The following is a 17,241-nucleotide window of genomic DNA, read 5'->3' on the forward strand; positions in this document are numbered from 1 at the left end:
ACGGAGGCCGCTATGGCTCACACGCTGACCGGCAACGCGCGGGCTTCACGCCCGGCGGCGTTGAACCTCGATACCGACGAGATCCTCACGGCTCGCCAAGAGCTGGCGGCATGTTTTCAACTGGCCGCATTGCACGGGCTGGAGGAGGGCATCTGCAATCACTTTTCGGCGATGTTGCCGGGGCACGACGATCTGTTTCTGGTCAATCCTTATGGCTATGCCTTTGCTGAAGTCACCGCGCAGAACCTGCTGGTCTGCGACTTTCACGGCAACGTGGTGGAGGGCGAAGGGCAGCCGGAAGCAACGGCGTTCTACATTCATGCGCGCCTGCATAAACAGTTGCCGCGGGTGAGAGTCGCCTTCCACACGCACATGCCTCACGCTACGGCGCTGTGTCTGCTGCAGGGGCCGCCATTGCTGTGGCTGGGGCAAACCGCGCTGAAGTTCTACGGGCGCACGGCGGTAGACGAGGACTACAACGGCCTGGCGCTCGACGAATCGGAAGGCGACCGCATCGCTGGCGTCATGGGGGACGCCGACATCCTGTTTCTGAAAAACCATGGCGTGATCGTTGCGGCACCGACCATCGCCCAAGCCTGGGACGATCTCTATTACCTGGAGCGTGCCGCCCAGGTCCAATGGCTGGCGATGGCAACCCAGCGAGAATTGAAGCCGGTACCCCATGAGATCGCGCAACGGGCCTCTGCGCAGATGCGCGAAGGCGACCCCGAAAGTGCACGGGCGCATCTGCACAGTGCGATGCGGCGCCTGGCCCTTCACAACTGATTAACCGCAAAGAAGCAATCGAAAATAAATCGGCGAACGGCGATCATCCAAACTCGCTACGCGCCGATATAACTGGGCGGGATGGGGGCGTTTGCCCCTTACATCCCGGTGGGCTACGCTCACCAATCGAGGGTTTTCCAGCTGGCGCCCTTGTCGTACCTGCCCAGGACACGCTTTTGCCTATCCCCATTCACGATCCGCAACAGACCCCCGGCACGCTCAAGCGCCTGCCACTTCGCAAAGCGGCGGCGCTGTTTGTTGTGGCGGTGTGCCTGTGTCTTTTCGGTTTGCTGTACATGCAACTGGAACAGTCGCACCGCCAGGATCTGGCAGTGGCGAAGATGGCCTCGAACAACCTGACTCGGGCAATGGCGCAACAGGCCGAGGACACCTTTCTCGCGGCAGATCTGGTGATGAGCAGTCTGGTCGACTGGATCGAGGAGGATGGCTACGGCGCCGCACAGAAGGCTCGCTTGCAGCGCACGTTTGCCCGGCGGGTGCAGCAACTCGATCAGTTGCATGGCCTGTTCCTGTTTGAACAGCAGGGGCAATGGGTCATCACTTCGTTCGCGGATTTGCCCCGTGGCAATGGCGTGGCGGATCGTGAGTATTTCAGGTTTCACCAGCAGAATGCCTCGACCCTGGCACACATCGGCCCGGCGATACGCAGTCGCGAGAACGGCGAGTGGATCATCCCGATGTCGAAGCGCATCAATGACCGCGCCGGCAATTTCCAGGGTGTGCTGCTCGCCGGGATCAAGATGTCGTACTTTGACCGCTTCTTCGAAAGTTTCAGCCTGGATAACAACGGCATCATGTTCCTCGGTTTGACCGACGGCACGGTGCTGGCGCACCGGCCCTTCGATGAAAACCTGATCGGATCGTCGCTGGCGCAAGGCCGGATCTACCAGAAGTTGCTGCCCGAGGCCTCCTCCGGTTCGGCAATGATCAACTCGGTGGTGGACGGTGTCGTGCGCTTGTACGGTTACCGGCAACTGGCGTCGTACCCGCTGGTGGTCGCGGCGGCGACCTCGCGGGACACGATTTTCAAAGGCTGGTATGCGCGTGCTATCCAGTCCAGCGTGATCGTTGCACTGCTGATTCTCGGCGTTGGCCTGTTCGGCTGGGTGTTCCTCCATCAAGTGCGCAATGGCGAGCGGATCGAGAAAAACCTGCGCAAGGCTCAGCGCACGCTGGAGCAGATCGCCACTCATGACAGCCTCACGGGACTGGCCAACCGGCGCTTGTTCGAGCGTTCGCTGGAGATCGAGTTTGCCCGGGGCGCGCGGCAGGTCAGCCCGGTGAGCCTGATCATGCTCGATATCGATTTCTTCAAGCGCTACAACGATGCCTACGGCCATGTCGCCGGCGACCATTGCCTTGCTCAGGTGGCACAAGTGCTCAAGGCCTGTTGCCAGCGCAAGTCCGATCTGGCTGTGCGCTACGGCGGCGAGGAATTTGCGGTGCTGTTGCCGGACACGGATATCAATGGTGCGCTGGCGATTGCCGGACAGATTCGCCGCAGCGTCATCGACAAACACATTACCCACAGCGGCTCACCGACGGGCTATCTCACCGTGAGCCTGGGCTGCTATTCGTTTGTTCCAAGTGGCAATGACCGCCCGGAAGTCTTCATCCAGCGGGCCGACGCGGCGTTGTACCAGGCAAAAAATGCCGGTCGCAACCGCGCCGCCGTGTTGTCGCTGGAGGCCGGTCTGGCCGAGCTGATGCGTTCGGATCGCTGAGGTCCGCGCAGGCAAGCAGGCCAAGGCGCTCACCACGGTCTGCTCTTGTTCGTTCAGCTGCCTGTGCCACCGCCCGCGCCGCCGGTGCCACCCCCTGCCGCGCCAGTGCCGCCGCCAGCGCCCGAACCCGAGCCGCTGGCGCCACCGTTGGTGCCGGTGCCGCCGCCCGCCCCGTCGTTGCCAGAACCCGTACCGCCGGAAGGCGCACCGGGTGTGCTGTTGGGTGGCATGGTCGAGCCGCTGGTGGCGCCGGACTTGGTGCCGGTGGCATCCGCGCCGTCGTTGGCAGCAAAGGTCGCCGCAGAGATGGCGGCCAGCAGGCCGGCGAGGAAGAGTGAGGTCAGTGTGCGATTTGTCATGGTCAGTCTCCAGAAAGGGCTGGTTACCTGTCATTGGTCTGACGTGCGCAACACTGGGTGCCTGTCGGGTGACGAGCGGTGTTGTCAGGTGCAACCACTGCAAGTGCCGGAAGGTCACAATTTTTACCGCTCATGGGCAGGAGTTGCGCACGATGAAAAACTTGCGGATTGCCACGTTCAACGTCAACGGTCTGCGCATCGATCACCTGTTGCTCAACCCGGTGCTGAGTCCTTATCTGCACGAGGCGGGCGTCGATGCCTGGGTGCGCAACGAGCCTCACGCCAGTGACCACGCTCCGACGTGGATTCGCATCGGTTCGCGCAAACGGCGCTAGTCGCGATTGGCGAAATCAATTGTCGGGGCGAGGGGTCAATCCCGTATACATGTTGGCCATTGGCGCAGCGATGCGCAGCCACTTGCCTAGGGACCGAGCAATGAGCGAAACACGCCTGACAGACCTGCCTCTCTACCTGCGCCGATTGGGGTTCGACACTCCGCCGGCACCGACGCTGGCAACCCTGCGTCAATTGCAGCAGCGGCATACCGCCGAGTTCACCTTCGAAAACCTGGCGACGATCACCGGCGCGCCGGTGTTGATCGATCTGGCCTCTGTCGAGCAGAAAATCCTTCACGCGGGGCGCGGCGGTTACTGCTACGAACTCAACCACCTGTTTTTTGCGTTGTTGCAGACGCTGGGTTTTGACGTGCGCGGGATTTCGGCCCGGGTGGTGATGAATCAACCTGAAGGCAGCTGGACGGCGCGGACGCACCGCCTGACGCTGGTGACCCTCGACGACGTGCGCTACATCACCGACGTCGGCTTCGGTGGCATGGTGCCTACCGCCCCGCTGATGCTGGATTGCGAAGCCACGCAAACCACGCCCCACGAACCCTTTCGCATTGAGCAACAGGCCGATGGCTACATGCTCCGCGCCAAGGTGGCGGGCGAATGGCGGGCGATGTACCTGTTCGATCTGCAGCGCCAGGAAGACATCGATTACACCGTTGGCAACTGGTATGTCTCGACGCACCCGGAGTCACCGTTCGCCAATCGACTCATGGTTGCGCGCACCGGCGAGGGCTGGCGCAAAACCTTGAACAACGGCAGCTTCGCCCTGCATCGCATGGGCGCCGAAAGCGAGCGGCGCGAATTGACCGATGTCGATGAGCTGATTGCGCTGCTGACCGAAGAGTTCGGCCTTCGCGTACCCGTCCAGCCTCAGCTGCGTGGGGTGCTGGCGCAGATCATCCGGCCTGCCTGACGCTCAGGGTTGTGCAAGTGTTGCCTGATTTGTGGGGGACGTCAGCCGCAGGCAAAAAGGTTGGGTGGCTACCTATCCATTATGTGACCGACAAGTTGTATACAACTCTATAGACATTTGTCCTGAGTATTGAATACAGTGTGCGCATAACAAAAACCAGGGAACCCCCCACCATGAAAACGCCCCATGTTTCACACCAACGGCCCGAGGACGAAAATCTCGGGGTCGGCGCGAATATGGCTTACGGCCTGCAACACGTTCTGACCATGTATGGCGGTATCGTCGCGGTGCCACTGATCATCGGTCAGGCTGCCGGGCTGTCGCCGGCGGACATTGGTTTGCTGATTGCTGCTTCATTGTTTGCGGGGGGGCTGGCGACACTGCTGCAAACCCTGGGGCTGCCGTTTTTTGGTTGTCAGTTGCCGCTGGTTCAGGGCGTGTCGTTCTCCGGCGTGGCGACCATGGTTGCCATCGTCAGCAGTGGCGGGGAGGGTGGCTTTCAGTCGGTGCTGGGCGCGGTGATCGCGGCATCCTTGATAGGGTTATTGATCACGCCGGTGTTCTCGCGTATCACCAAGTTCTTCCCGCCGCTGGTGACCGGCATCGTGATCACCACCATCGGCCTGACGCTGATGCCGGTGGCCGCACGCTGGGCCATGGGTGGCAACAGCCACGCGCCGGACTTCGGCAGCATGCAAAACATCGGTCTGGCGGCTGTCACGCTGGTGTTGGTGCTGCTGCTGAGCAAGGTCGGCAGTTCGACGATCTCACGCTTGTCGATTCTGTTGGCCATGGTGATCGGCACGGTGCTGGCGGTGTTCCTCGGCATGGCGGATTTCTCCAGTGTTACCACCGGGCCGATGTTCGGCTTCCCGACGCCGTTCCACTTCGGCATGCCGACCTTTCACTTTGCCGCGATCCTGTCGATGTGCATCGTGGTCATGGTGACGCTGGTGGAAACCTCGGCGGACATCCTCGCTGTCGGTGAAATCATCGGCACCAAGGTCGATTCCAAACGTCTGGGCAATGGTCTGCGCGCCGACATGCTGTCGAGCATGTTCGCGCCGATCTTCGGTTCGTTCACCCAGAGTGCCTTCGCCCAGAACGTCGGGCTGGTGGCGGTAACGGGGATCAAGAGCCGTTACGTGGTCGCCACCGGTGGGATATTCCTGGTGATCCTCGGTCTGTTGCCGTTCATGGGGCGGGTCATCGCAGCGGTACCGACGTCGGTGCTGGGTGGTGCCGGGATCGTGCTGTTCGGCACCGTGGCGGCGAGCGGCATTCGCACGCTGTCGAAGGTGGATTACCGCAACAACGTCAACCTGATCATCGTCGCGACGTCGATCGGCTTCGGCATGATCCCGATTGCCGCGCCGAACTTCTACGATCACTTCCCGAGCTGGTTCGCGACCATTTTCCATTCGGGCATCAGCTCGTCGGCGATCATGGCGATCCTGCTGAACCTGGCGTTCAACCACTTCACCGCGGGCAACTCGGATCAGCAGTCGGTGTTTGCGGCGGCGGAGGAGCGCACCTTGCGTTATCGCGACCTGGCGGCACTGCGTGAAGGTGATTACTTCAGCGATGGCAAGCTGCATGATTGCGACGGCAATGAAGTGCCGGTGATCGAGCCTGATGATCATGATCATGATCATGGGCACGGCGCACCAAAGGTGCAGGTGAGGCCCAGCGAACATGTCTGACGACGGTGCCTGAATAGAAAAGGGCCGATCTGTGAAACACAGATCGGCCCTTTTCGTTTGTGGGATCAAAAGATGATCTTTTCCAGCGCCCACAAAAAAGCCCCTGAATCTTCCGATTCAGGGGCTTTGCTATTTGGCTCCACAACCTGGACTCGAACCAGGGACCCAATGATTAACAGTCATTTGCTCTACCAACTGAGCTATTGCGGAATTGGTGCGTATGTTACTGATTCAAAAAGAGAAGTCAAGCGCTGGTTGTAAAAATAGCGGATTCACAAGGACGAACGGTGGTTTGTCAGCGATTAGCGATTACCAGAACCGCCGCGGAGGTCTACCATGGCCGCCCGGAAGTGGTCACACGCGCTGCCGGCCATTCGCCAAAAAGGTACGCGCCATGCATCATTCAACCCGCAAAAACGAGGTGCTCGCATGAGCATCACGCAAATCAGCCTCCCTAAAGGCGTCGGCCCGCACGCTGAAAAGCTTTTCGACGCAATCACTCAGGCCAGTACCGCTGAAGCGCTCAATCGCGCCGGCGCCAAGGCGGAAGGTTTTGTTCTTGGCCTGGAAAGCACCAAGGCGATCAAAAGCCAGATCGCCGAATCGCTCTATGTGGCCTATGACGATGCTGCCAGTCAGCGCGCATCCGAACTGGCTTAACTGCCGAAAGTGAGGGTGCCGAGCATCAGTTTGGCGTAAGCCGCCGTCGCCGCCAGTTGCACCAGCCACAGCGCCAGGCCGCCGAGAAACACTCCGGCAGCGACTTGCAGCACCAGGCTCTTGTCGCGTTTCGCCGAGGTGCGGGGGATGAAGTCATCCAGGTCGTCACGGTCGGCGCGCAGGTTGTCGTTTTTCATTTGGTTTCTCACAAAATTCGGTGGTGTCCACAAATCAACATTGTGGGAGCGAGCTCGCTCGCGAATACGTGGGTTCAGTCGCCATCATTGTTGCCTGATGCACCCCATTCGCGAGCAAGCCCGCTCCCACCATTCAAGCTATGTGCAGTCTAGAGGGTATGGGGCGTTATCCGGGACAAATAAAAACGGGAAGCCCGAAGGCTTCCCGTTTTTCATCACGCAGCGTTATCAGATGACCTGAACAATCGCATCCGTTACAGCCTTGATGTTGCTCTGGTTCAGCGCGGCCACGCAGATGCGGCCGGTGTCCAGGGCGTAGATGCCGAACTCGTTACGCAGGCGATGCACTTGTTCAGTGGTCAGGCCGGAGTAGGAAAACATCCCGCGCTGACGGCTGACGAAGCTGAAGTCGCGGCCTGGGGCTTTCTCTGCCAGCAGGGCCACCATCTGCTCGCGCATGCCGCGAATGCGCAGGCGCATTTCGGCTAGTTCGGCTTCCCATTGCGCGCGCAGTTCCGGGCTGTTCAATACGGCGGCAACGATGCTCGCGCCGTGGGTCGGCGGGTTGGAATAGTTGGTGCGGATCACACGCTTGACCTGCGACAGCACGCGCGCGCTTTCTTCTTTCGATTCGCTGATGATCGACAGGGCGCCAACGCGCTCGCCGTACAGCGAGAACGATTTCGAGAACGAGCTCGAAACGAAGAAGGTCAGGCCAGACTCGGCAAACAGGCGCACCGCAGCGGCGTCTTCGTCGATACCGTCGCCGAAACCCTGGTACGCCATGTCGAGGAACGGCACGTGACCTTTGGCCTTGACCACTTCCAGCACGTTGTTCCAGTCCGCCGGGGTGAGGTCGACACCGGTCGGGTTATGGCAGCAAGCGTGGAGGATGACGATCGAGCCGTTCGGCAGGGCGTTGAGGTCTTCGAGCATGCCGGCACGATTCACATCGTGGGTGGCTGCGTCGTAGTAGCGGTAGTTCTGCACCGGGAAACCCGCGGTTTCGAACAGCGCGCGATGGTTTTCCCAGCTCGGGTCGCTGATCGCCACGACGGCGTTCGGCAGCAGTTGCTTGAGGAAGTCGGCACCGATTTTCAGTGCGCCGGTCCCGCCGACGGCCTGAGTGGTGATGACGCGACCGGCGCTGATCAGCGGCGAATCATTGCCGAACAGCAGTTTTTGCACGGCCTGGTCGTAGGCAGCGATGCCGTCGATGGGCAGGTAGCCGCGCGAAGCGTGTTGCGCGACGCGAATCGTCTCGGCTTCGATCACGGCGCGCAGAAGTGGAATTCGCCCCTCTTCGTTGCAGTACACACCGACGCCCAGGTTGACCTTGGTGGTCCGGGTATCGGCGTTGAATGCTTCGTTGAGGCCCAGGATTGGATCGCGGGGTGCCATTTCGACAGCGGAGAACAGGCTCATTATTACGGCGGCTCTGAATGGATAGTGGAGGGACGTGTGGCGCTCCAGCCGAATGCACTAGAGCGGTGCACAAACGGGGAGCTAGTATAGAGGCCATCGGCGAGCCATGGCGACAGGCGAATCGGCTTTTACGGTAAGTTTTTCTGATTATTTCTCGACCGTTAGTCGAATGACCGTGTCAGAGTCTTTACCGGATGTAGGACGTTTGCCTTGAAAGCTTAGGCAATCGCCACCACATTGAGCACAATCCAGGGTTTTTTCTTGCGCGACGGCGGTCGTTTGCGGTCGTCCCCGTGGTGTTCCGCGTCGCTCGGAAAACCACGATTCCAGAGGTGTATATGTCCGAATTCCAGCTCGTCACCCGCTTCGAGCCCGCCGGCGATCAGCCGGAAGCCATCCGCCAGTTGGTCGAGGGCATCGAAGCCGGGCTGGCGCACCAGACGCTGCTCGGTGTGACCGGCTCGGGCAAGACCTTCAGCATCGCCAACGTTATCTCGCAGGTGCAGCGCCCGACGCTGGTGCTGGCGCCGAACAAAACCCTCGCGGCGCAGTTGTACGGTGAGTTCAAGGCGTTCTTCCCGAACAACGCCGTCGAGTACTTCGTTTCCTACTATGACTACTATCAGCCCGAAGCCTATGTGCCGTCGTCCGACACCTTCATCGAGAAGGATGCGTCGATCAACGACCACATCGAGCAGATGCGCCTGTCCGCGACCAAAGCGTTGCTGGAGCGCAAGGACGCGATCATCGTCACCACGGTGTCGTGCATCTACGGTCTGGGTAGTCCGGAAACCTATCTGAAGATGGTGCTGCACGTTGATCGCGGTGACAAACTCGATCAGCGCGCGCTGCTGCGCCGTTTGGCCGATCTGCAGTACACCCGCAACGACATGGATTTTGCCCGCGCGACCTTCCGTGTCCGTGGCGACGTGATCGACATCTACCCGGCCGAATCCGATCTCGAAGCGATCCGCATCGAGCTGTTCGATGACGAAGTCGAGAGCATTTCCGCGTTCGACCCGCTGACCGGCGAAGTCATCCGCAAGATGCCGCGCTTCACGTTCTACCCGAAGAGCCACTATGTAACGCCACGGGAAACCCTGCTCGACGCCATCGAACACATCAAGGTCGAATTGCAGGAGCGTCTCGAATACCTGCGCAGCAGCAACAAACTCGTCGAAGCCCAGCGACTGGAGCAGCGCACCCGTTTCGACCTGGAGATGATCCTCGAACTGGGCTACTGCAACGGCATCGAAAACTACTCGCGCTACCTGTCCGGACGTCCGGCCGGTGCCGCGCCGCCGACGCTCTACGATTACCTGCCGGCGGACGCCTTGCTGGTGATCGACGAATCCCACGTCAGCGTGCCGCAAGTCGGTGCGATGTATAAGGGCGACCGTTCGCGCAAGGAAACCCTCGTCGAATACGGCTTCCGCCTGCCGTCGGCGCTGGACAACAGGCCGATGCGTTTTGACGAGTGGGAAGGGGTCAGCCCGCAGACCATTTTCGTTTCGGCGACGCCGGGCAACTACGAGGCCGAGCATGCCGGGCGCGTGGTCGAGCAAGTGGTGCGGCCGACCGGCCTGGTCGACCCGCAGGTTGAAGTGCGTCCGGCGCTGACTCAGGTCGACGATCTGCTCTCGGAAATCACCAAGCGCGTCGCGGTCGAGGAGCGGGTGCTGGTCACCACGCTGACCAAGCGCATGGCTGAAGACCTTACCGATTACCTCGCTGACCACGGCGTGCGTGTGCGTTATCTGCACTCGGACATCGACACCGTTGAACGGGTGGAGATCATCCGCGATCTGCGTCTCGGCACCTTTGATGTGCTGGTCGGGATCAACCTGCTGCGCGAAGGCCTGGACATGCCGGAAGTGTCGCTGGTGGCGATTCTCGACGCCGACAAGGAAGGCTTTCTGCGTTCCGAGCGTTCGCTGATCCAGACCATCGGCCGGGCGGCGCGTAACCTCAATGGCCGGGCGATTCTCTATGCGGATCGCATGACCGGTTCGATGGAGCGGGCGATTGGCGAAACCGAGCGACGTCGCGACAAGCAGATCGCCTTCAACCTGGAAAACGGCATCACCCCGAAAGGCGTGTTCAAGGATGTCGCCGACATCATGGAAGGCGCCACTGTGCCGGGCTCGCGCAGCAAGAAGCGCAAAGGCATGGCCAAGGCCGCCGAAGAGAACGCCAGGTACGAAGCCGAATTGCGCTCGCCGAGCGAGATCACCAAGCGCATTCGTGCGCTCGAAGAGAAGATGTACCAGTTGGCGCGGGATCTGGAGTTTGAAGCGGCGGCGCAGATGCGCGATGAGATTGCCAAACTGCGCGAGCGGCTTTTGGCGGTTTGACCTTCATTGCCTTGGCGGGCCTCTTCGCGAGCAGGCTCGCTCCCACATTGGATCTGTGTTGTTCGCAAATCCCCTGTGGGAGCGAGCCTGCTCGCGAATGGCGGCAACGCGGTCTTAATGAGACTCCCCGGCCTTCAGCCCTTGCGGCAATTTCCTGGTCAACAAAATCGCCAACATACTGATCCCCAGCGCAATCCCGACAAAGTGAAACGCATCGTTGTACGCCATGATCGCCGCCTGCTGATGGACGATTTCGCTCAGCTTGCCCAACGCCGCCGTATCGTTGCCAAACCGGTCCGTCATCGATGCCAAACGCTCGGCCACCTGCGGATTGGTCGGCACCACCGCCTCGCGCAAATAATCGAAGTAGGTCTTGGTGCGCGCATCCAGAAGTGTGGCGAGCAGGGCAATGCCAATCGCACCGCCGAGGTTACGCAAGATGTTGAACAGACTTGATGCCGACCCCGCGTCCTGCGGCAAGATGTACGCCGTGGCAATCAACGAAATGGTCACCATGATCAACGGCTGGCCCAGCGCGCGGATGATCTGGATCTGATTGAACTGCGGCCCGGCGAAATCCGGATTGAGCACGCCCGAAGAAAAACTCGCCAGCCCGAACAGGCCAAACCCGAGCGTGCACAGCCATTTCGGCGAGATGAACTTCATCAGCTTCGGCACCAGCGGAATCAGAAACAACTGCGGCACGCCCATCCACATGATCACTTCGCCGATCTGCAAAGCGTTGTAGTTCTGGATCTGCGCCAGGTACAGCGGCAATAGATAGATCGAACCGTACAAGCCGACACCCATGCCCAGACTGGAAATGCTCGACAGACCGAAGTTGCGATTGCGCAAGATGCCGAGGTTGATCAGCGGATTGGGTTTGGAGATCTGCACGATCACAAAGGTGATCAGGCTCACCAGCGCGATGCTGCCCAGGGTCACGATCAGGCTGGATTCCAGCCAGTCCTTGCGATGGCCTTCCTCGAGAAAAACCTGCAAGCACCCGAGGCCGATCCCCAGCGTGAGGATGCCGGTGTAGTCAGTGCTTTTCAGTAATTCCCAATGCGCTTCTTTCTTCTCCAGGCCGTACATCAGACCGGCGATCATGATCAGCCCCGGCGGAATGTTGATGTAGAAAATGTATTCCCAGCCCCAGTTTTCCGTGAGCCAGCCGCCCAGCGTCGGGCCGATGGAAGGGGCGAACGTCGCGGTCATGGCGAACATTGCCATGCCTTTGGCGCGATGATGTTCGGGGAGTTTGATCAGGGTCAGGGTGAACGCCAGCGGGATCAGCGCGCCGCCAGTGAAACCCTGCATGGCGCGAAAGACGATCATGCTCTCCAGGCTCCAGGCCATCGAGCACAGCAGTGAGGAAACCAGAAACCCCAGCGAGACCCACACCGCCAGACGTCGAGCCGAGAGCAACTGTACGAGCCACGCGGTCAGCGGAATCATGATGATTTCTGCGACCAGATACGAGGTGGAAATCCACGAGCCTTCTTCCAGCGTCGCCGACAGCGCACCTTGAATATCTTTCAACGACGAGTTGGTGATCTGGATGTCGAGTACCGCCATAAAGGCACCGAGCATCACGCTCATCACCGCAATCCAGTCCCGCCGGGTCGGTTCGCCGACCGGGCGGATCAGTGCATCACCGGCCATTGTCCGGGGCGTCTTTGATGTTCACGGTGGCGGTGACTGACATGCCCGGGCGGATCATGCCGTGCAGCGGGTTGTCGGCCTTGAAAGTCAGTTTCACCGGAATCCGTTGCACGACTTTGGTGAAGTTGCCGGTGGCGTTGTCCGGTGGCAGCAGGCTGAATTGCGCGCCGGAGGCGGCGAACAGGCTGTCGACCCGCGCTTCGATTGGCGTGTCGCTGTAGGCATCGAAGGTCAGCTCGGCTTTTTGCCCGGGCTGCATGTGGCCGATCTGGGTTTCCTTGAAATTGGCCTGTACCCAGATGTCTTCGTCAGGAACAATCGACAGCAGGTAGGCGCCGGCCTGCACCACTTGACCGTTGCGCGCGGCGCGCTGGCCGATAAGGCCGCTGATCGGCGCGTGAATTTCGCTGCGGGTCAGGTTGAGTTCGGCTTGTGCGAGATCGGCGCGGGCGTTGGCGATCTGCGCGTCGAGGCGTTTGATTTCCGCGTTCAGGGCGTTGACCTGCTGGCGCTGGCCCTGCGCGTCGGCTTGCGCCTTGGCCACTTGTGAACGAGCGATGTGGGCGTCGGCGGAAAGGGTGGTCACGCGCTCTTCGGAAACGTAACCGGGTTTGCGCAGGGTTTCGGCGCGTGACAAGTCCATCTGCGAACGGCCGAGTGTGGCTTGGGTGGTCGCCACTTGCGCATCGCTGGCGGCGATCAGGCTCGATTGCTGAGCCAGCTTGCTCTGCGCTTGCAGGCGTTCGGCTTCGCGGGTGGCGAGTGCGGCATTGGCGCGGTCGACGGCCAGACGGAAATCGTTCGGCTCAAGGCGCACCAGCAATTGGCCTTTTTCTACATGCTGATTGTCTTGCACCAGCACTTCGTCGATACGCGCGGCCAACTGGCTCGACACACGGGTAATTTCACCCTGGACATAAGCGTTGTCGGTGCTTTCATAAAAGCGTCCCTTGAAAAACCAATGGGCAAAGAGGCCCCCGGCAATCAACAGAACCAGTAGCAGGAAAATCAACAGGCGACGCTTGAGTTGGGCAGGCATGAGCAGACTGTAGTCAATGAATTGTAAGGAAAGTTATCAGCCGGCGAATCTCGCATACAGCCGATAAGCGGTAAATGCCATCCGCTGATATTTGCCTATTCACCACGGCTTACGGGCGTTACAGACGCAAACTTGGCTTAAATGCCCTGCCTGCTGGAGCGGGGCGGGTATCGCCTGTTACCATTCGCCGCTTGATTGTTTTGCTTTTCATTCTTTTCGAGACATGCCATGACCACCGTCCGCACTCGCATCGCGCCATCGCCTACCGGGGACCCCCACGTAGGTACCGCTTACATCGCATTGTTCAACTACTGCTTTGCCAAGCAGCATGGCGGTGAGTTCATCCTGCGGATCGAAGATACCGACCAGTTGCGCTCGACCCGCGAGTCTGAACAGCAGATCTTCGACGCCCTGCGCTGGTTGGGTATCGACTGGAGCGAAGGCCCGGACGTCGGCGGCCCGCACGGTCCGTATCGCCAGAGCGAGCGCGGCGATATCTATCAGAAGTACTGCCAGCAACTGGTCGACATGGGGCACGCGTTCCCGTGCTTCTGCACCGCTGAAGAGCTGGACCAGATGCGCGCCGAGCAAATGGCGCGCGGCGAAACCCCTCGCTACGATGGCCGCGCGCTGCTGCTGTCGAAAGAAGAAGTCGCCGCACGTCTGGCGGCTGGCGAACCCCACGTGATCCGCATGAAAGTGCCGAGCGAAGGTGTTTGCGTGGTGCCGGACATGCTCCGTGGCGACGTCGAGATCCCGTGGGATCGCATGGACATGCAAGTGCTGATGAAGACCGACGGCCTGCCGACGTACTTCCTCGCCAACGTGGTCGACGACCATTTGATGGGCATCACCCACGTGCTGCGCGGCGAAGAGTGGCTGCCATCGGCGCCGAAACTGATTCTGCTGTACGAATACTTCGGCTGGGAACAGCCAGAGCTGTGCTACATGCCGCTGTTGCGTAATCCGGACAAGAGCAAGCTGTCCAAGCGCAAGAACCCGACCTCGGTGACGTTCTACGAACGCATGGGTTTCATGCCGGAAGCGATGCTCAACTACCTCGGTCGCATGGGCTGGTCGATGCCGGACGAGCGCGAGAAGTTCTCGCTGCAGGAAATGGTCGACAATTTCGACCTCAAGCGTGTGTCCCTCGGCGGGCCGATCTTCGACATCGAGAAGCTGTCGTGGCTCAACGGCCAGTGGCTGCGTGATCTGCCGGTGGAAGAATTCGCTGCGCGCGTGCAGAAGTGGGCGTTCAATTCCGAATACATGATGAAGATCGCGCCGCACGTTCAGGGCCGTGTTGAAACCTTCAGCCAGGTTGCACCGCTGGGCGGCTTCTTCTTCGCCGGCGGCGTCAATCCGGATGCCAGGCTGTTCGAATCGAAAAAGCTCTCGGGCGATCAGGTTCGCCAGCTGATGCAGTTGATTCTGTGGAAGCTGGAAAGCCTGCGTGCGTGGGAGAAAGACAACATCACCGCGACGATTCAGGCCGTGGTCGAATCCCTTGAGCTGAAATTGCGTGATGCGATGCCGCTGATGTTCGCCGCGATCACCGGGCAGGCGAGTTCGGTATCGGTGCTCGATGCCATGGAAATCCTTGGCCCGGATCTGACGCGTTATCGTCTGCGCCAGGCCATCGACCTGCTGGGCGGCGTGTCGAAGAAAGAAAACAAAGAGTGGGAAAAGCTGCTGGGCGCTATCGCCTGATCGCTTTTGCTTCCCCGTATGAGCTGCCGAAGACTGCGATCTTGTGATGCTGTCTTCGGTGCTTCTCCCGAATTTACGGGGGGAGGGCGGTAAGTGATTGTTATGCCGACAAAAAATTTTGAAAAATTTCAAAAATAAGTTTGACAGCCTTTCGATACGCCCTTAAGATTCGCCCCGTCCTCAGCGATGACATCAACGATGAGGGGCTATAGCTCAGCTGGGAGAGCGCTTGCATGGCATGCAAGAGGTCGACGGTTCGATCCCGTCTAGCTCCACCAATTTACACTTCGAAGCTTGGCCACACCGGCTCCGAAGCGATCAACACTCAGTGTTGATCAGTTGTATAGAAGGGTTTGCGTCCCCTTCGTCTAGTGGCCTAGGACACCGCCCTTTCACGGCGGTAACAGGGGTTCGAGTCCCCTAGGGGACGCCAGTTTTACAGAAGCGATATTGCAAAATGTCGCTCCGCCGCGAGGCGAAAAATCCGGGGCTATAGCTCAGCTGGGAGAGCGCCTGCATGGCATGCAGGAGGTCAGCGGTTCGATCCCGCTTAGCTCCACCAATTTTACAGTTCAAGGTCTGGCCACACCGGCCTTGAATCGATCAGCACTCAGCACTGATCAGTTGTATAGAAGGGTTTGTGTCCCCTTCGTCTAGTGGCCTAGGACACCGCCCTTTCACGGCGGTAACAGGGGTTCGAGTCCCCTAGGGGACGCCACGATTACCCGCTCTGCGGGATTTTATAAGGGTCATTCAATTATTGAATGGCCCTTTTGTTTGTCTGGCGTTTGGCCAAATCTCCTTTTTCCTTACACTGTGCTTCAGACCAGCGGTCATATCCTTGACTTGCAGAATATTATTATGCGAATAATATTCTAGTCGTAATATTCGGAGGCAACGATGAACGATAAGAAAGCCCAAACCCGCGAACGCATCCTCAAGGCTGCCAGCGCCGCACTGATTCAGCGTGGCCCGGCCGACCCCAGCGTGGGCGAAGTGATGGGTGCAGCCGGCCTGACCGTCGGCGGTTTCTATGCGCACTTCGAAAGCAAGGACGCGATGATGCTCGAAGCGTTCAAGCAGCTTCTCGGCCGCCGCCGCGACCTGATTGCCGACATGGATGCCGAGCTGACCGGCGAAGAGCGTCGCGCCTTGGTCGCTGCGTTCTACCTGTCGCGCAAGCATCGTGACTCCAGCGACGCGGCGTGCCCGATTCCAGCGTCCATCGGCGAGTTGGGCCGTTTGCCGGAATCGTTCCGCGTCGCGCTGAACGAACACCTGGAATTGATGATTGCGCAGTTGGCGTCCAGCCCCGAGGACACCGACAAAGCCTTGGCCGATGTGGCCTTGATGGTGGGTGGTCTGGCGCTCGCAAGGGCTCTGGGCCCGGGAGATTTATCCGATCGATTGCTGCGCGCGGCCAAGTCGGCAGTGCGTTGACCTGAAGGCAGCACGCCTGAGGAGAGAGCGATGAACACGTTGAAGTGGATTCGTGGCGTTAATGGCACCTTGGGCTGGATTGCACCGAAACGCGTGGCGAGCAAAATGCGTCTGGCCTTCATGACGCCACGTTCGCTGCCTCTTCGCGATTGGGAGCTGCCGCTGCTGGCCAGCTCCGAACGCATCACTTTGCGCTTTGGCCTCTCGGCGCTGCGCTGGGGCCAAGGCCCGACAGTGCTGCTGATGCACGGCTGGGAAGGGCGGCCAACCCAGTTTGCCGCGCTGATCACCGCACTGGTCGACGCCGGTTATACCGTCGTCGCGCTCGATGGTCCGGCCCACGGTCGTTCGCCGGGGCGTGAGGCCAACGTCGTATTGTTCGCTCGGGCGATGCTCGAAGCCGCTGCCGAGTTGCCGCCACTGCAAGCGGTTATCGGTCACTCCATGGGCGGCGCCAGCGCCATGCTCGCCGTGCAATTGGGCCTGCGCACCGAAACCCTTGTGAGCATTGCTGCGCCCGCGCGAATTCTCGGTGTGCTGCGCGGTTTTGCCCGTTACGTGGGGATGCCGCCAAGAGCGCGTTCGGCCTTCATTCGTCAGGTCGAACAGGATGTCGGGATGCGCGCCGCTACCCTCGACGTCGCCCATTATCAACTGGATATGCCCGGTCTGATCGTGCATGCCGAGGATGACAATTTCGTCTCGGTCAAAGAGTCGCAATTGATCCACGAATCCTGGTTCGACAGCCGTCTGTTGCGCCTTGAAGGCGGTGGACACCAGCGCGTGCTGGCCGACCCTCGGGTGGTTGATGGCGTGTTATCACTGCTGGCCGGCCGTAGCCTTCAGGCGCGCCAATCGGCCTGAGCTCCGTTACACTGCCCCGGTTGAATACATT

Annotated in this window: 14 protein-coding genes, 5 tRNA genes and 1 pseudogene; 14 read left to right on the top strand and 6 right to left on the bottom strand. The window is 60.1% G+C overall.

Annotated elements, in window-relative coordinates; all coding sequences use genetic code 11:
* The first annotated feature begins 12 nt into the window (after positions 1-12).
* Complete coding sequence (locus tag AACY19_RS13915) at positions 13-786, top strand: aldolase (protein WP_339451032.1); 774 nt, start codon at positions 13-15, stop codon at positions 784-786.
* Between the two features lie 176 nt (positions 787-962).
* Positions 963-2,531, top strand: a complete 1,569-nt coding sequence (locus AACY19_RS13920; protein WP_339451034.1) for a GGDEF domain-containing protein — start codon at positions 963-965, stop codon at positions 2,529-2,531.
* Positions 2,532-2,584: 53 nt separating this feature from the next.
* Here the strand turns inward: AACY19_RS13920 and AACY19_RS13925 are convergent, their stop codons facing one another.
* The gene (locus tag AACY19_RS13925; protein WP_339451036.1) at positions 2,585-2,890 is read right to left on the bottom strand and encodes a hypothetical protein; all 306 of its coding nucleotides are present in this window, start codon (positions 2,888-2,890) and stop codon (positions 2,585-2,587) included.
* 185 nt (positions 2,891-3,075) lie between these two features.
* On the opposite strand from AACY19_RS13925, the pseudogene AACY19_RS13930 reads away from it, so the two are divergent.
* From AACY19_RS13930 to AACY19_RS13940, 3 genes and pseudogenes are all read left to right on the top strand, one after another.
* Positions 3,076-3,225 (top strand): annotated as a pseudogene (locus AACY19_RS13930) (exodeoxyribonuclease III); the annotation flags it as partial.
* A 100-nt stretch (positions 3,226-3,325) separates the two neighbouring features.
* Entirely contained in the window at positions 3,326-4,153 is an 828-nt protein-coding gene (locus AACY19_RS13935; protein WP_339451038.1) for an arylamine N-acetyltransferase family protein, read from the top strand.
* A 173-nt stretch (positions 4,154-4,326) separates the two neighbouring features.
* The gene (locus AACY19_RS13940; protein ID WP_339451040.1) at positions 4,327-5,856 is read left to right on the top strand and encodes a nucleobase:cation symporter-2 family protein; all 1,530 of its coding nucleotides are present in this window, start codon (positions 4,327-4,329) and stop codon (positions 5,854-5,856) included.
* Between the two features lie 134 nt (positions 5,857-5,990).
* Here AACY19_RS13940 and AACY19_RS13945 read toward each other — a convergent pair.
* Positions 5,991-6,066 (bottom strand) — tRNA-Asn (locus AACY19_RS13945).
* A 219-nt stretch (positions 6,067-6,285) separates the two neighbouring features.
* Here AACY19_RS13945 and AACY19_RS13950 point away from each other — a divergent pair.
* On the top strand, positions 6,286-6,516 hold the full coding sequence (locus tag AACY19_RS13950; RefSeq protein WP_339451376.1) for a hypothetical protein: 231 nt from the start codon (positions 6,286-6,288) through the stop codon (positions 6,514-6,516).
* Here AACY19_RS13950 and AACY19_RS13955 read toward each other — a convergent pair.
* Both AACY19_RS13955 and AACY19_RS13960 read right to left on the bottom strand, forming a co-directional pair.
* Positions 6,513-6,713: a hypothetical protein gene (locus tag AACY19_RS13955; RefSeq protein WP_339451042.1), complete on the bottom strand. Its 201-nt coding sequence runs from the start codon at positions 6,711-6,713 to the stop codon at positions 6,513-6,515. The genes AACY19_RS13950 and AACY19_RS13955 overlap by 4 nt on opposite strands.
* 228 nt (positions 6,714-6,941) lie before the next feature.
* Entirely contained in the window at positions 6,942-8,138 is a 1,197-nt protein-coding gene (locus tag AACY19_RS13960) for an amino acid aminotransferase (RefSeq protein ID WP_339451044.1), read from the bottom strand.
* 338 nt (positions 8,139-8,476) lie between these two features.
* Between AACY19_RS13960 and uvrB the strand changes: the two genes are divergently transcribed.
* A complete protein-coding gene (gene uvrB / locus AACY19_RS13965) occupies positions 8,477-10,492 on the top strand; it encodes an excinuclease ABC subunit UvrB (protein WP_339451046.1) in 2,016 nt (671 codons plus the stop codon).
* A 114-nt stretch (positions 10,493-10,606) separates the two neighbouring features.
* Here the strand turns inward: uvrB and AACY19_RS13970 are convergent, their stop codons facing one another.
* Both AACY19_RS13970 and AACY19_RS13975 read right to left on the bottom strand, forming a co-directional pair.
* Positions 10,607-12,097, bottom strand: coding sequence for an MDR family MFS transporter (locus AACY19_RS13970; protein WP_339451378.1), 1,491 nt, complete (start codon positions 12,095-12,097; stop codon positions 10,607-10,609).
* Between the two features lie 49 nt (positions 12,098-12,146).
* Positions 12,147-13,196, bottom strand: a complete 1,050-nt coding sequence (locus AACY19_RS13975; protein WP_339451048.1) for an HlyD family secretion protein — start codon at positions 13,194-13,196, stop codon at positions 12,147-12,149.
* A gap of 228 nt (positions 13,197-13,424) precedes the next feature.
* Here AACY19_RS13975 and gltX point away from each other — a divergent pair, with 228 nt between their 5' ends.
* From gltX to AACY19_RS14010, 7 genes are all read left to right on the top strand, one after another.
* Positions 13,425-14,906 carry a glutamate--tRNA ligase gene (gene gltX / locus AACY19_RS13980; protein WP_339451050.1) on the top strand — a complete coding sequence of 494 codons (1,482 nt, stop codon included), beginning with the start codon at positions 13,425-13,427 and terminating at the stop codon, positions 14,904-14,906.
* Positions 14,907-15,108: 202 nt separating this feature from the next.
* A tRNA-Ala gene (locus AACY19_RS13985) sits at positions 15,109-15,184 on the top strand.
* Between the two features lie 79 nt (positions 15,185-15,263).
* A tRNA-Glu gene (locus AACY19_RS13990) sits at positions 15,264-15,339 on the top strand.
* A 53-nt stretch (positions 15,340-15,392) separates the two neighbouring features.
* Positions 15,393-15,468: transfer RNA gene (locus AACY19_RS13995), tRNA-Ala, on the top strand.
* 80 nt (positions 15,469-15,548) lie between these two features.
* Positions 15,549-15,624: transfer RNA gene (locus AACY19_RS14000), tRNA-Glu, on the top strand.
* 182 nt (positions 15,625-15,806) lie between these two features.
* A complete protein-coding gene (locus tag AACY19_RS14005) occupies positions 15,807-16,346 on the top strand; it encodes a TetR/AcrR family transcriptional regulator (protein ID WP_339451052.1) in 540 nt (179 codons plus the stop codon).
* A gap of 30 nt (positions 16,347-16,376) precedes the next feature.
* Positions 16,377-17,210 carry an alpha/beta fold hydrolase gene (locus tag AACY19_RS14010; protein ID WP_150651001.1) on the top strand — a complete coding sequence of 278 codons (834 nt, stop codon included), beginning with the start codon at positions 16,377-16,379 and terminating at the stop codon, positions 17,208-17,210.
* Positions 17,211-17,241: the final 31 nt, after the last annotated feature.

The organism is Pseudomonas sp. EA_5y_Pfl2_R50 (genome assembly GCF_963970475.1).
In the GTDB taxonomy this organism is placed as follows: Bacteria; Pseudomonadota; Gammaproteobacteria; order Pseudomonadales; family Pseudomonadaceae; genus Aquipseudomonas.